General features: G+C 68.9%; 13 protein-coding genes. 10 read left to right on the top strand and 3 right to left on the bottom strand.

The window, feature by feature from the left end; translation table 11 throughout:
- Nucleotides 1-11: 11 nt before the first annotated feature.
- From ABIB15_RS13075 to rbfA, 9 genes are all read left to right on the top strand, one after another.
- Nucleotides 12-899, top strand: a complete 888-nt coding sequence (locus tag ABIB15_RS13075) for a DUF58 domain-containing protein (protein WP_354479396.1) — start codon at nucleotides 12-14, stop codon at nucleotides 897-899.
- Nucleotides 886-1,359, top strand: a complete 474-nt coding sequence (locus ABIB15_RS13070; RefSeq protein WP_354479395.1) for a hypothetical protein — start codon at nucleotides 886-888, stop codon at nucleotides 1,357-1,359. Before ABIB15_RS13075 ends, ABIB15_RS13070 begins: the two co-directional genes overlap by 14 nt.
- Nucleotides 1,350-2,336 (top strand): vWA domain-containing protein, encoded by a 987-nt coding sequence (locus ABIB15_RS13065; protein ID WP_354479393.1) that lies wholly within the window; start codon nucleotides 1,350-1,352, stop codon nucleotides 2,334-2,336. Before ABIB15_RS13070 ends, ABIB15_RS13065 begins: the two co-directional genes overlap by 10 nt.
- Nucleotides 2,333-3,388, top strand: a complete 1,056-nt coding sequence (locus tag ABIB15_RS13060; RefSeq protein ID WP_354479390.1) for a vWA domain-containing protein — start codon at nucleotides 2,333-2,335, stop codon at nucleotides 3,386-3,388. Before ABIB15_RS13065 ends, ABIB15_RS13060 begins: the two co-directional genes overlap by 4 nt.
- Nucleotides 3,385-4,104 (top strand): hypothetical protein, encoded by a 720-nt coding sequence (locus tag ABIB15_RS13055; RefSeq protein WP_354479388.1) that lies wholly within the window; start codon nucleotides 3,385-3,387, stop codon nucleotides 4,102-4,104. The genes ABIB15_RS13060 and ABIB15_RS13055 overlap by 4 nt, the downstream gene beginning before the upstream one ends.
- Nucleotides 4,105-4,196: 92 nt before the next feature.
- A complete protein-coding gene (gene nusA / locus ABIB15_RS13050) occupies nucleotides 4,197-5,189 on the top strand; it encodes a transcription termination factor NusA (RefSeq protein ID WP_354479385.1) in 993 nt (330 codons plus the stop codon).
- A gap of 226 nt (nucleotides 5,190-5,415) precedes the next feature.
- The gene (locus tag ABIB15_RS13045) at nucleotides 5,416-5,724 is read left to right on the top strand and encodes a YlxR family protein (protein WP_354479382.1); all 309 of its coding nucleotides are present in this window, start codon (nucleotides 5,416-5,418) and stop codon (nucleotides 5,722-5,724) included.
- Nucleotides 5,725-5,814: 90 nt separating this feature from the next.
- Nucleotides 5,815-8,526, top strand: a complete 2,712-nt coding sequence (gene infB / locus ABIB15_RS13040) for a translation initiation factor IF-2 (RefSeq protein ID WP_354479379.1) — start codon at nucleotides 5,815-5,817, stop codon at nucleotides 8,524-8,526.
- A gap of 146 nt (nucleotides 8,527-8,672) precedes the next feature.
- Nucleotides 8,673-9,212 (top strand): 30S ribosome-binding factor RbfA, encoded by a 540-nt coding sequence (rbfA, locus tag ABIB15_RS13035; RefSeq protein ID WP_354479376.1) that lies wholly within the window; start codon nucleotides 8,673-8,675, stop codon nucleotides 9,210-9,212.
- A gap of 19 nt (nucleotides 9,213-9,231) precedes the next feature.
- On the opposite strand, the gene ABIB15_RS13030 is transcribed toward rbfA, so the two are convergent.
- The gene (locus ABIB15_RS13030) at nucleotides 9,232-10,110 is read right to left on the bottom strand and encodes an iron-sulfur binding domain-containing protein (protein ID WP_354479469.1); all 879 of its coding nucleotides are present in this window, start codon (nucleotides 10,108-10,110) and stop codon (nucleotides 9,232-9,234) included.
- A 199-nt stretch (nucleotides 10,111-10,309) separates the two neighbouring features.
- Entirely contained in the window at nucleotides 10,310-11,713 is a 1,404-nt protein-coding gene (nhaA, locus tag ABIB15_RS13025) for a Na+/H+ antiporter NhaA (RefSeq protein WP_354479373.1), read from the bottom strand.
- Between the two features lie 138 nt (nucleotides 11,714-11,851).
- Here nhaA and ABIB15_RS13020 point away from each other — a divergent pair, with 138 nt between their 5' ends.
- The gene (locus tag ABIB15_RS13020; protein WP_354479370.1) at nucleotides 11,852-12,412 is read left to right on the top strand and encodes a nucleoside/nucleotide kinase family protein; all 561 of its coding nucleotides are present in this window, start codon (nucleotides 11,852-11,854) and stop codon (nucleotides 12,410-12,412) included.
- Here the strand turns inward: ABIB15_RS13020 and ABIB15_RS13015 are convergent.
- A complete protein-coding gene (locus ABIB15_RS13015; RefSeq protein ID WP_354479367.1) occupies nucleotides 12,409-13,407 on the bottom strand; it encodes a ketopantoate reductase family protein in 999 nt (332 codons plus the stop codon). The two genes, ABIB15_RS13020 and ABIB15_RS13015, sit on opposite strands and share 4 nt — an antisense overlap.
- Between the last annotated feature and the right edge of the window lie 89 nt (nucleotides 13,408-13,496).

Below are 13,496 nucleotides of genomic sequence, written 5' to 3'. Positions count from 1 at the left end.
CCCGCGCGACCATGACGAGTCTGCTGCGCAAGGTTAAGACGCGACTGTCGATCCACGCTCACCGCAAGGTGCGCGGGATGCTCGAGGGCGAGTACACCTCGGTTTTCCACGGGCGCAGCATCGAGTTCGACGACCTGCGCCACTATGTGCCCGGCGACGAGGTCAAGGACATCGACTGGAAGGCGACGGCCCGAATGGGGACGCCGATGACCAGGCGCTACATCGCCTCGCGCAAGCACACCGTGCTTCTCGTCACCGACACCGGGCGAAACATGGCGGCGGTGGCCGCGAGTGGTGAGCACAAGATCGACATCGCGATCCTGGCCGCCGGCGTGGTCGGCTATCTCGCCGCCCGGCACGGCGACCTCGTCGCGATCCTCGCGGGGGACGCCGAGCAGACAGAGTACCGCCGCCCCGAGTCGACCGACGCGCACCTCGAGCGCCTGCTCCAGCTGATGGCGGCGCGCACGACGCTCGGCTCGGGCCGCAGCGACCTGAGCACGCAGCTGGCGTACGTCGCGCGGAGCTTCCGGCGCCGGATGATCCTCGTCGTGATCGCCGACGACCGGGTGATCGACCAGGTGCAGCAGCGGCTCCTGCGGCGCCTTTCGGTGCAGCACGAGATACTCTGGCTGACGGTCGGCGACGCCGACCCGACCCGCGCCGACTGGACGTCCGGCGACATGTACGACGTCGCCGACGGGGCCGAGCTGCCGAGGGCCGTGAGATCCCAGCGGCACCTGCGGGCCGAGTTCGCCGAGGCGGCCCGGGCCAGGATGGCCGCCGCCGACGAGCTGTTCGACTCGCTCGCGATCAGCAGCGGTCGGGTCGAGGCAGAGGCCGAGGTCGTTCCCGGCCTGTTCCGCCTGCTCGAGGGGCACCGGCATGCCCGGCGGTAACGGCTTCTTCCCGCCCGTGGCCTACTCGCCGCTCTGGGCGGCGCTCGCGGTCGTGATCCTGCTCGTGCTCGCGGCGTTCTACATCGTCGTGCCGCTTCTCACCCGCCAGGCGCGGGTCGAGGAGCCCGAGGTCGATGTGAGCTGGATGCCGGTGGACGTGCCGGCCCTGCGCGGCAAGTACGAGGTGCTCATCTCCGAGGTCGAGACCGCCCACCTCGGAGGTGAGCTCAGCGTGCGCGCGGCGCATCAGCGGCTGAGCCTGTTGCTGCGTCTGTTCGCGTACGAGTCGAGCGGCATCCGCGCCCCGCACATGACGCTCGCCGAGCTGCGCGAAGGCCGCGACACCCCGCTCAGCGACGCCGTCGCACAGCTGTACCCTGGCGAATTCGAGGCGGTCGAGCGCGGTAGCGTTCGTGACGCCGCCGAGGTCGCCAGACGAATGGTGTACTCGTGGAGCTGATCTACTGGTGGATGCCCATGCTCTGGGCGCTGCTTGCGGCGGTGGCGGCCGGTGTTGTGGTGCTCGTCTACCGGCGGGGCCGCCGCCGGTCAGTCGGCGGGCGCGCAATCGCGCACTCTGACCGCCTGACCGCGCTGCCGGGCTACCGCACGGCTCTCGCGCGCTATCGGGCCTTGCTGCTGGCCTTCGGCGCGCTCGCCGCGATCGTGCTCGTGGCCGGGGTGACCCTCGCGTCCCGTCCCGTCGCGACGAGCATCGTCTACCCGCAGCTCAGCAATCGCGACATCGTGCTGTGCCTCGACGTGTCGGGGTCGATGGTCGAGTACGACACCGAGCTCGTCGAGGTGTTCGGGCAGCTCGTCGACGAGTTCGAGGGTGAGCGCGTCAGCCTCGTCGTGTTCAATGCGTCCGCGGTCACCTACTTTCCCCTCACCTCCGACTACGGCTACATCCGAGAGCAGTTCGCCACGATCACCGAGCAGTTCGTGAATGAGGACATCGCCTACTTCGACGGCACCTTTTTCGGCGACGGCTCGTCGCTCATCGGAGACGGGCTCGCGGCGTGCTCACTCCGCTTCGACACCCCTGAGGCGGACCGCTCGAGGTCGATCATCCTCGCGACCGACAACCTCGCGGTCGGCGAATCGATCTTCACCCTGACCGAGGCGGGGGAGCTCGCGAGCGAGGCGGGCATCCGCGTCTACGGCATCAACCCCGGCGATTCGGGCGCCAGGGAGTACCTGGCCCGCTTCGCCGCCGAGTTCCAGGGCGTCGTCGAGGGCACGGGCGGCTCCTACTTCGGCATCGACGACCCGCGCACGATCGACGCCATCGTCGAGCGGATTGACGCCGAGCAGGCCACCATCTCCCGCGGCGCACCGCAGCTCGTGAAAGCCGACCAGCCCGCGCTCCCCGTCGTGTTCGCCTTCCTCGGGCTCGCCGGCCTCATTGCCCTCGCCTGGAGGCTGCAGCGATGAACCTCATTCCCGTGCTGCCGGTGCCGGTCATCGCCGTGCTCGGTGCGGTGCTCGGCGGCGCCGTGCTGTGGCGTCTCGCGCGGGCCCGGCGATCGGGGGAGCGCCTCGGCTGGGCGTTGCGGCTGGTCATGGTGGTGCTGTTGATCCTCATCTCCCTGCGCCCCTCGATCGTCGGCGAGGCCCGCGGGCCGGTCGCATCGGGCGGCCTCGAGGTGTACTTCGTTGTCGACACGACGAGCAGCATGGCGGCCGAAGACGCCGAGGCTGGCGCGATCGAGCCGGACGGCGACGTGCCCGCCACCCGGCTCGACGCCGTGAAGGCCGACATCACCGCCGTATCCGATCAGCTGGTCGGAGCCCAGTTCTCGCTCACCACCTTCGACTCGACCATGGTGCAGCGCGTGCCACTCACCACGGACGCGACGGCGCTCGCATCGGCGACGTCGGCTCTGACGTCCGAGATCACGTACTACTCGCGCGGGAGCGGCATCGACGCGCCCGTGGAGTTTGTCGGCGAGCTGCTCGCTACGGCGCGCGCCGCGCATCCGGAACGCTCCCGGGTGCTGTTCTACCTCGGCGACGGCGAGCAGACCCGGTCCGAGGTTCCCGGCTCGTTTGCCGCCATCGCCGACTTCATCGACGGGGGAGGGGTGCTCGGCTACGGAACCCCCGAGGGCGGGCGGATGCGGGTGTTCGACGGTTTTTCCGCCGATGACGACCCTGCCGCGGTGGCCTACATCCAGGATCCGAGCACCGGCTCCGACGCCGTATCGATGCTCGACGAGGCGAACCTGGCCGTCATCGCCGGGGAGCTCGGCGTTGACTACCGGCACAGCGACGACGGAGCGGCACGGCAGTTCGCGGACGGCCTCGACGTCGGGCCGACAACGGTGAGGGCCGGCAGCCTCGACGGCCCCGTCGAGTTCTACTGGGTTCTCGCCATCCCTCTCGCGTTGCTCGCGCTCGGCGAGCTCGCCGCAGTGGGCCTCACGATCGCGCGTTCGCGCCCACGTTCCGGTAACTCCGGCCGAGCCGCGGAGGCGCGCTCGTGACCGTGGCAGACCCAGGGCGCCGCCGACTGCGCTGGATCCTGCTGATCGGGTCGGTGCCGTTCGCGATCGCCGCGCTCATGCTCGCTGGAAAGCTCCTCGGCCTCCAGGGCGCTGCGGGCCCCGCGCTCGAGAGCTACGAACGCGGAAGCTATGCCGCGAGTGCGGAGCAGCTCGACCCGCTGTTCGACTGGAACGAGTTCGAACCGTGGATCGCCCACTTCGACCGGGGCACGGCGAGGGCCGCCGCCGGCGACACCATCCCCGCGATCACAGACCTCGAGCGGGCATTCGCGCAGGCACCGGACGCGCAGCGGTGCGACGTGGCCGTCAACCTCTCGCTCAGCTGGGAGCTGCTCGGCGACAGCTACGCGCAGCAGGGGCAATTGGCCGGAGCCGCCCGCCTGTACGCCACCGCGAAGGCTGTGATCGAGGCGGCCGGACCCGAGTGCGAGCCCCCCAACGCGCCGCAGAACAGCCAGGAGGGACGTGACCCCGGACAGGAGCTGTCGGATGCGAGCGAACGTCTCGACGCCAAGTCCGACCGCTCCGCGCCGCCGACGACCGGCGACGGGGCGGACGACGCGCCGGGCAGCGAGCAAGAGCAGCTCAAGCAGCTGCGCGAGCAAAATGACGACGCGGCGGGGGAGAAGGCCGAGCGCGAGGCGCAGAATCGCGGAGAAGACTCCGGCGGCGCCTTCACCGACCGCCCCTGGTAGCGCGGCGGGGCCGGATGCACTGGTAACTTAGGTGATGACTTCCCCGGGCACGTTCTGTTCGGGAGTTCCTATCTGAATAGTGGAGGCCCTCAGTGGACATCGATCTGAGCGTGCTGCGGCTCCTTGAGCGCGAGCGCGAAATTCCGTTCGAGGAGTTGGTCGCCATCATCGAGCAGGCGATCCTGACTGCCTACCTCAAGCACACGGATGCCGCGGAGCCCGTCGACGGCGCCATCCCGGCCCGAGTGCACCTCGACCGCAAGACCGGCCACGTCTCCGTGTTTGTGGCCGAGTACGACGAGGAGGGCCTGGTCGTCGGTGAAGCCGTCGACAGCCCCAGCGACTTCGGCCGCATCGCGGCGTTCGCCGCGAAGCAGGTCATCAACCAGCGTTTGCGGGACATCGCCGACGAGCATGTGCTCGGCGAGTTCAAGGGCCGCGAGGGCGACATCATCGCCGGTGTCATCCAGCAGGGTCCGAATCCTCGGATGATCCACGTCGACCTCGGCACCATCGAGGCGATCCTTCCCCCCGAGGAGCAGGTTCCCGGCGAGGAGTACAAGCACGGGGCCCGCATCCGCGTGTACGTCACCGCCGTCGGCCGCGGGCTCAAGGGCCCGCAGATCACCGTGTCGCGCACGCATCCGTCGCTCGTCCGCAAGCTGTTCGCCCTCGAGGTTCCCGAGATCGCGAGCGGCGTCGTCGAGATCGTGTCGCTTGCCCGCGAGGCCGGCCACCGCACCAAGATCGCCGTCAAGGCGAACGAGCCGGGGGTCAACGCCAAGGGCGCCTGCATCGGCGAGATGGGGCAGCGCGTGCGTGCCGTCACCGCGGAGCTCAACAACGAGAAGATCGACATCGTCGACTACCACCCCAACCTCGCCACGTTCGTCGCCAACGCGCTATCGCCGGCGAAGGTCACCTCCTCGTTCGTGATCGACGAGTCGACCAAGGCCGTTCGTGCCCTCGTGCCGGACTACCAGCTCTCGCTCGCGATCGGCAAGGAGGGCCAGAACGCCCGCCTCGCCGCCAAGCTGACGGGCGCGCGCATCGACATCCAGCCAGATAGCATTCTCGAGTCGTAAGCCGTCGATGCGCGCGCGGTACGGAACGACGCGCCAGCGTTGGGCCGGCCGGACTGCTGTCGGACATCCAGCCAGATAGCATTCTCGAGTCGTAAGCCGTCGATGCGCGCGCGGTACGGAACGACGCGCCATCGTTGGGCCGGCCGGACCAATGAAGGCCATCCAAGCGCACTCGATTCTCGAGTCCTGAGTTGGCCCGGCGTAAAACAATCAGGTCAGGTGTACCATGAAGAACGTAAGAACCTGCCTCGGCTGTCGTCAGCGGGCCTCCGCGACCTCCCTTCTGAGGCTGGTGGCACATGACGGCGAGATCGTTATGGATCACTCCATGACGCTTCCCGGCCGAGGCGCTTGGGTGCATCCCTCCATTGATTGCCTCGAAACGGCTCTGACGCGCAAGGCCATAGGCCGTTCGCTTCGGAATCCCGCTGCGATGATCGACGGGGACGCACTCCGACAGGAACTACGCAATCACGCCATCGGCGCTGGCAACGGCGCCCTAGAGAACAGGCTGAACGGCCCAGTGAACAACTAATGAGCAACGAATAATGAGCGGCTCGAAATGAGTCCCGTACTCGACTAACGGCTTTTTCCTGTCAGGGAGAAGGCCCCAGACAGGAGAATTGTGGCTAAACCACGCGTACACGAGATCGCCAGCGAACTCGGTATTGATAGCAAGAAGGCCCTTGAGAAGCTCAAGGAAATGGGCGAGTTCGTCAAGGGACCGTCGTCCAGCATCGAACCCCCGGTAGCACGCAAGCTTCGGGCCGCGCTCGCGGCCGACGGCATCACCGCTCCGGCCAAGCCGGCCGCCGCGCCTGCTGCCCCGGCAGCTCCGCGTCCGTCCGCACCGACTCCAGGACCCGTCGTCGTCGCCGAGCCCGAAGCCCCCGCTGCAGCGGCACCGTTGGTGCCCGCGTCGAGCACACCGTCCCCCGCCGCGCCGGTAGCCGAGCCCGCTCCGGCCGATGCTCCCGCCGAGAAATCTGCCGACGGTGGTTCCGGCATTCCCCGTCCCGGCGCCCCGCGCCCGGGCAACAACCCCTTCGCCAGCGCGCAGGGGATGCAGCGTCCCGGTGCCCCGCGTCCGGGCAACAACCCGTACGCGAGCGCGCAGGGGATGCAGACACGTCCCCCGACGAGCTCGACCGGAATCCCGCGTCCGGCGGCTCCGCGTCCGGGCGCACCGCGTCCCGGCGGACCCGGCCAGGGTGCCCGTCCGGGCGGCTTCGGCCAGCGTCCCGCGGCCGCGGGTGGATTCCAGCGCCCCGGAGGTGCGGGCGGCGCCCGGCCCGCCGGTGGCGGATTCGCGCGTCCGGGTGGCGCTCCCGGTGCTCCCGGTGGCGGTTTCAGTGCGCCCCGCCCCGGTGGCGGTGGCGGACGTGGCCGTGGCCCCGGCGGCGGAACCGCTGGTGCGTTCGGTCGCGGTGGCGGCAAGAGCAAGGCCCGCAAGTCGAAGCGGACGAAGAGAGCCGAATTCGAACTGAGGGAAGCCCCGTCGCTTGGCGGCGTGAGCGTTCCCCGAGGTGACGGCACGACGATCATCCGGCTGCGCCGCGGAGCATCCATCACCGACTTCGCCGACAAGCTCGACACGAGCCCCGGCAACCTGGTCACCGTGCTGTTCCACCTCGGCCAGATGGCGACGGCCACCGAGTCGCTCGACGAGGCCACCTTCGACATCCTCGGCGATGAGCTGGGGTTCAAGATCCAGATGGTCTCCCCGGAGGACGAGGACCGCGAGCTGCTGCTCGGCTTCTCGCTCGACCTGGACCAGGAGCTCGAGGACGAGAACGACGAGGACCTCGAGATCCGTCCCCCCGTGGTCACCGTCATGGGTCACGTCGACCACGGAAAGACCAAGCTGCTCGACTCGATCCGGAACGCGAATGTTGTGGCCGGCGAGGCCGGTGGCATCACGCAGCACATCGGTGCGTACCAGATCGTCGCCGAGCACGAGGGCGTCGATCGCGCCATCACCTTCATCGACACCCCGGGCCACGAGGCGTTCACCGCTATGCGGGCCCGTGGCGCCCAGGTCACCGACATCGCGATCCTCGTGGTCGCGGCCGACGACGGAATCATGCCGCAGACGGTCGAGGCGCTCAACCACGCCCAGGCCGCGAACGTGCCGATTGTCGTCGCCGTGAACAAGGTCGACAAGCCGGGTGCGAACCCGGCCAAGGTGCGCCAGCAGCTCACCGAGTTCGGTCTCGTTGCAGAGGAGTACGGAGGCGAGACGATGTTCATCGACGTCTCCGCTCTCAATGGAACCGGTGTCAAGGAGCTGCTCGACGCGGTTCTCCTCGTCGCCGACGCCGGACTCGACATGCGCGCGAACCCCAACAAGGATGCGCGTGGAGTCGCCATCGAGGCCAAGCTCGACAAGGGGCGTGGTGCGGTTGCGACCGTGCTCATCCAGTCGGGAACCCTCGAGGTCGGAGACCCCATCGTCGCCGGAACCGCCTATGGGCGCGTTCGTGCGATGTTCGACGAGAACGGCGAATCGGTCGAGTTCGCGACGCCGGCCCGTCCGGTCGCCGTGCTCGGCCTGACCTCGGTGCCCCGCGCTGGTGACACGTTCCTGGTCACCGACGACGACCGCACCGCGCGCCAGATCGCTGAAAAGCGCGAAGCCGTGGAGCGCAACGCGCTCTTGGCCCGCAGCCGCAAGCGCATCAGCCTCGAGGACTTCACCAAGGCACTCGAAGACGGCAAGGTCGACGCGCTCAACCTCATCATCAAGGGTGACGTGTCGGGTGCCGTCGAGGCTCTCGAGGAGTCGCTGCTCAAGATCGACGTCGACGACTCGGTTCAGCTGCGCATCATCCACCGCGGTGTCGGTGCCGTCACCGAGAGCGACGTCAACCTCGCCACCGTTGACAACGCGATCATCATCGGATTCAACGTCAGGCCCGACACGAAGGCGCGCGAGCGCGCCGCTCGTGAAGGCGTCGACGTGCGTTTCTACTCGGTGATCTACGCCGCCCTCGAGGACATCGAGAACTCGCTCAAGGGCATGCTCAAGCCCGAGTTCGAGGAAGTCCAGTCCGGTGTCGCAGAGATCCGCGAGGTGTTCCGTTCCTCCAAGTTCGGAAACGTCGCTGGTGTCATCGTCCGCTCCGGCACGATCACCCGCAACGCCAAGGCGCGGGTCATCCGCGACGGGGTCGTGGTGGGGGACAACCTCGCGATCGAGTCGCTTCGCCGCTTCAAGGATGACGTCACCGAGGTGCGTACGGACTTCGAGGCCGGTATCGGACTCGGCAAGTTCAACGACATCCAGATCGGCGACGAGATCGAGACGATCGAAATGAAGGAAAAGCCCCGCGTCTAAGCGGGAAATCGCTCACACGTCGGATGCGGCGGGGTGCGCGGGAGACGGATCGCTCGATCACGAGGATCCGACTTCCGCCGTCCCGCCCGTCCGCGCCGTGGGGCGGCACCACCACTGAACGACACGAAGAACAAAGGAACACTGAAATGGCTGATCCGGCACGCGCCGCAAAAATGGCGGACCGCATCAAAGTGATCGTGGCCAAGACTCTCGAACGCGGCATCAAGGATCCGCGCATCGGGTTCGTCACCATCACCGACGTGAAGGTGACGGGCGACCTGCAGCACGCCTCCGTGTTTTACACCGTCTACGGCTCCGAGGAGGAGCGCGCCGACTCGGCCGCCGCCCTCAAGTCGGCGACCGGGATGCTGCGCAGCGAGGTCGGCAAGAACCTCACCTCGCGACTGACCCCCTCGCTGCAGTTCATCGCAGATGCGATCCCCGAGAATGCCAAGCACATCGAAGAGCTGCTGGCCGAGGCCACCAAGCGCGACCGTGAAGTCGAGACCCTCAAGAAGACCGCGAAGTATGCCGGCGACGAAGACCCCTACGTGAAGCCGCGCATCATCGGCGAGGAACTCGATGCCGAGGATGACCTCGACGACGTGGACCTCGACCCGGTGGACCCCGTCGCAGTGGACCCCGTCGCAGTGGACCCCGACGACAGCGACAGCAGCAATAGCTGAGCGCCGCCCGCCCACCCGGTCAGTGACCGGGTAGGCCGTAACCCGCATCCGTCCGCACGGCGAGACCATCGCTGAGCAGTCCGGCGATCGCGCGCGACCGTTGGGCGTCGTCGGGCCAGGCCGCGGTCAGTTCGCCCGCGGGAACGGGCACGCCCGCTGCGCGCAGCTCCGCGAGGATACGCCCGCGAACCTGCCGGTCGGAGCCCTCGAACCTCTTCTGCACCGCCTTGCGTGCACCGAGGTAGGGCGGATACCCGTCCGCGCGCCAGGCGCATGCATCCCGAATGGGGCAGTCGTCGCACTTCGGTGCCCGTGCGGTGCACACTGTCGCGCCGAGCTCCATGGCCGCGGCGTTGAAGACCAGTGCGTCGGCGAGCGGCGCCGGCAGCAGGGCGTCCATTGCGGCAAGATCGCGCCGGGTCGACGGGGGAGCCGGCTCACCCTGTCCGTCGACGGCCCTCGCGAGCACGCGTCGGACGTTGGTGTCGACGACCGGATGCCGGTGGCCGTAGGCGAAGACGGCGACCGCGCGCGCGGTGTACGGCCCGACCCCTGGCAGCGCGAGCAACTCGTCGACATCCTCCGGCACTACTCCGCCGTGGAGGTCGTCGATCGCGACGGCGCACGCGTGGAGGTTGAGGGCGCGCCGGGGATAGCCCAGGCTCGCCCAGGCCCGAACGGCGTCCCCGGGCGGCACGGCGGCGAGGGCGCTCGGAGTGGGCCAGCGGTCGAGCCACTCGCCCAGCCGGGGGATGACGCGCACGACGGGGGTCTGCTGCAGCATGAACTCGCTCACTAGGGTGCCCCACGCCGTAAAGCCGGGTCGGCGCCACGGCAGGTCGCGGGCGTTCGCGCGGAACCAGTCGTTGAGGTCGGGGGCGATGCTCACCTGTCCAATCTAGGACAGCGGACGACCGCTGCTGGTTGAGCGGGTCGCGCAGCGACCGTGTCGAAGCCGGTGCTGGATTTCGACACGGCCGTGGCCAGCCTGCTCAATCGGCGGGTACTTGCTGGTGGCCGGCCTGCTCAATCGGCGGGGTTGCTGCTGGTTGAGCAGGTCGCGCAGCGACCGTGTCGAAACCCGCCTGAACGGAAACTCAGGAGCGGGTGCCCCCGGCGGCTGCACCGTCGTCGCCCTGGACGATCTCCGGCCCGCCCTCGGCGACATCCTGCTGGTAGACGTCGGGGATGCCATCGTGGTCGGCATCGACGGCCTCATCGGCCTCGATGCGACGGTAGGCGCGGTTCCGCGCCCGAAGGATCACCGAGGCGAGCAGGGCGGCGAGTATGGAGGCGAGCAGGATGCCCACCTTGGCGTGATCGTTCGTCGTGCCGTCGGGGGTGAAGCTGAGGTCGGCGATGAGCAGCGACACCGTGAATCCGATGCCCGCGAGGATGGCGACGCCGATCAGGTCGATCCAGCGCAGTGCGGGGTCGAGGCGCACCCCGGCGATCTTCGACATGAGCCAGGTGGTGCCCACGATGCCGATCGGCTTTCCGACGACCAGGCCGAGGATGATGCCGAGGGCCACGGGGTCGGTCACAGCCGCGACCAGTCCGTCCCAGCCACCGACAGTGACGCCGGCGGAGAAGAACGCGAACACGGGCACGGCGAAGCCGGCGGAGAGCGGGCGGAAGCGGTGCTCGAAGACCTCCGACAGGCCGGGTCCGTTGTTGTCGGCGCGCCCCGCCTTGCGGTGCAGGACAGGCACGGCAAAGCCGAGGATCACGCCGGCGACGGTGGCGTGGATTCCGCCCGCGTGCACGAGCGCCCAGACAACGAAGCCGATCGGGAGGAGGATCAACCACGCTGCCGTCACGCGGCGGTCAAAGAAGAGCCGGTATTTCTGGGCGAGGAAGGTGTAGATCGCGAACGGGATAAGCGCGAGCAGCAGCGGAGTGGACTGCACGTCGTCGGAGTAGAAGATGGCGATGATCGAGATGGCGATCAGGTCGTCCACGACCGCGAGGGTCAGCAGGAAGATGCGCAGGGCGCTGGGCAGGTGTGACCCGACGATCGCGAGCACCGCGACGGCGAACGCGATGTCAGTGGCCGTGGGGATGGCCCAGCCGCGCAGCGATTCCGGGCTGAAGATGTTGACGGCGGTGTAGATGAGAGCGGGAACGGCGACGCCGCCCGCGGCGGCCGCGACCGGCACGATGGCGCGGTTGAAGGTGCGCAGGTCGCCGGCTATGAACTCCTTCTTGAGCTCAAGGCCGATGAGGAAGAAGAAGATTGCGAGCAGCCCGTCGGCGGCCCACGCGCCGAGACTCAGCTCGAGCTTCCATGGCTCGTAGCCGATGCGGAAGTCCCGCAGCGCGAAATAGCTGTCGGAGGCGGGGGAGTTCGCCCAGATCAGGGCGATCGCGGCAGCGAAGACCAGCAGGATCCCGCCGACTGTCTCCCGCCGGAGGAGGGCGCCGATGCGGAGGGCTTCACGGTAGCTCCCGCGGGCGGGAATGGTGTTCTGCGTGGCGCTCGAGGGAGTGCGGGATGCCATGAATCTCCTGGGGGATTGGGGGTACGACGATGAGAATGCCGACCAGACTTCCCAGCTCACCTTCGAGAGAGTCTACCGGCGATGCCGCCCGCGCGCCGCCCGGGTCTGCTCCCGACGTGCTGACATATGCTGGCGCGCATGGCGAAATGGACCCCCGCACGAGCCGACACCCTCGAGGCGCTCGCGACCGAGATTCTGCACAACTATTCTCGCGGTCGCGTCCTCGTCGCCGTCGATGGTGACGACAGCGCGGGCACCGCGCGATTCGCCGACGACCTCGCCGCCGCGTTCCGCACGATCGGGAGCCACGTGGTGCGCTCCTCCATGGATGATTTCATGCGACCGGAGCGGGAGGCGCGCGGGAGCGCCCCCGACGGCCTCTACCGCGACGCGTTCGACTACCAGGCGTTCCGCCGAGTGCTTGCGCATCCGTTCCGCTCCGGCGAGCCCGAGGCGTCGTCCCCGGAGCAGGAGCCGCAGCCGGTCCCGGCCGACGCGATCCTCCTGGTCGATGGGGTCTTCCTCAACCGACCGGAGCTTGCGGGACTGTGGAACTACTCCGTCTGGCTCGACTCCGGCGCCGGCCGCGCCGCCAACCCCCTCTACGAGTCGGAGGCGCACCCCCGAGCAGCGGCTGTGGCGATCATCGACAACGCCGACGCCGAGCATCCGCGCCGGGTCTTCGCCGACGCCTGCTAGAGGCGCCGCGAGCGCCCGGCCCGCGCGTGCACCTCTGCCGGGGTCAGGAACCGCCCGCTCGCCTCCACCTCGTGCACGAGGGCGACGAGTGAGGCGTTGACCGGTGCAGCGCGTCCCGCCGCTCGTGCAGCCTCGACCACGGCCCCGTTGAGGTAGTCCACCTCGGTGCGCTGTCCGCGACGGATGCTCTGCAGGGTCGATCCGGGGTTCGGAACAGTGCTCATGCGCCGCGCGAACAGCAGGGGCAGCAACTGGGCGATGGCGAAGGGTGCCCGCACGAAGGCGACCAGGATCCGGTGGGTGAGGCCCTGCAGCGGCGCGAACCACACGCCCGTCGCCAGGGCGACTCGCACGGTCTCGCGCATGCCGTCGGTCATGATCCGGCGAAGGGCACGGTCGGCGATGACCGTCTGCGCACTCATCCCGGTGATCGCCGGGAGGGCGTTGATCTGGTTGACGACGAGTTTCGTCCAGAGGGCGCCGGCGAAGTCGCGCGTCACGACGACGGGCAGCACCTCACCGAGCATCCGCCCTGCGACGTCGGACGCTCCCGCGGAATCCTGCCCGAGATACAGGGACCCGGTCGCGGTGACGGCGATGTCGCCGGGGGAGAGGTACGACGCGGCGAAGAGCGCGAGGGCGCCGACCACGTGGGCCCGCGGATTCGCGTTCGTCGCGCCCGAGACGCCGCCGAGCCCGTTCTGCACGATGACGACGGGGATACCGTCGAGCAGGTCGCCGGCCGCCCGCACCGCGGCGTCGGCGTCGTGCGCCTTGGTCGTGACGAATGCGATCTCGGGACGAGCGCGCAATGATTCGGATGCCGTGACGTGGGCGGTGTGCTCGCCCCAGGCGCCGGTGAGGCGGATGCCGCGTTCCGCGATCGCCTCGAGATGCTCGCCCCTGGCGGTGACCTCGACGTCGTGTCCGGCACGGTCCAACAGCGCGGCGATGGTGCCCCCGACGGCGCCCGCGCCGATCACCGCCACCTTCATGACCTCCAGCCTACGGCGCACGGGTGACGCTCCCGCATCTCGTACTCTGGCATGGTGACCATTTCCCACCGCCGCGCCACCGCGCGCAC

This window comes from Marisediminicola sp. UYEF4, from assembly GCF_040546025.1.
Classification (GTDB): domain Bacteria; phylum Actinomycetota; class Actinomycetes; order Actinomycetales; family Microbacteriaceae; genus Marisediminicola.
Note: the sequence above shows the minus strand (reverse complement) of the source record. Positions and strands in the feature narration are given on the sequence as shown.

What these genes read in the sequence shown, in the direction of transcription:
- ABIB15_RS13020 (WP_354479370.1), top strand. Translation starts at nt 11,852, where the DNA reads ATGGCGAAATGGACCCCCGCACGAGCCGACACCCTCGAGGCGCTCGCG.
- nhaA (WP_354479373.1), bottom strand. Translation starts at nt 11,713, where the DNA reads ATGGCATCCCGCACTCCCTCGAGCGCCACGCAGAACACCATTCCCGCC.
- ABIB15_RS13070 (WP_354479395.1), top strand. Translation starts at nt 886, where the DNA reads ATGCCCGGCGGTAACGGCTTCTTCCCGCCCGTGGCCTACTCGCCGCTC.
- ABIB15_RS13015 (WP_354479367.1), bottom strand. Translation starts at nt 13,407, where the DNA reads ATGAAGGTGGCGGTGATCGGCGCGGGCGCCGTCGGGGGCACCATCGCC.
- ABIB15_RS13075 (WP_354479396.1), top strand. Translation starts at nt 12, where the DNA reads ATGACGAGTCTGCTGCGCAAGGTTAAGACGCGACTGTCGATCCACGCT.
- ABIB15_RS13060 (WP_354479390.1), top strand. Translation starts at nt 2,333, where the DNA reads ATGAACCTCATTCCCGTGCTGCCGGTGCCGGTCATCGCCGTGCTCGGT.
- rbfA (WP_354479376.1), top strand. Translation starts at nt 8,673, where the DNA reads ATGGCTGATCCGGCACGCGCCGCAAAAATGGCGGACCGCATCAAAGTG.
- ABIB15_RS13045 (WP_354479382.1), top strand. Translation starts at nt 5,416, where the DNA reads ATGAAGAACGTAAGAACCTGCCTCGGCTGTCGTCAGCGGGCCTCCGCG.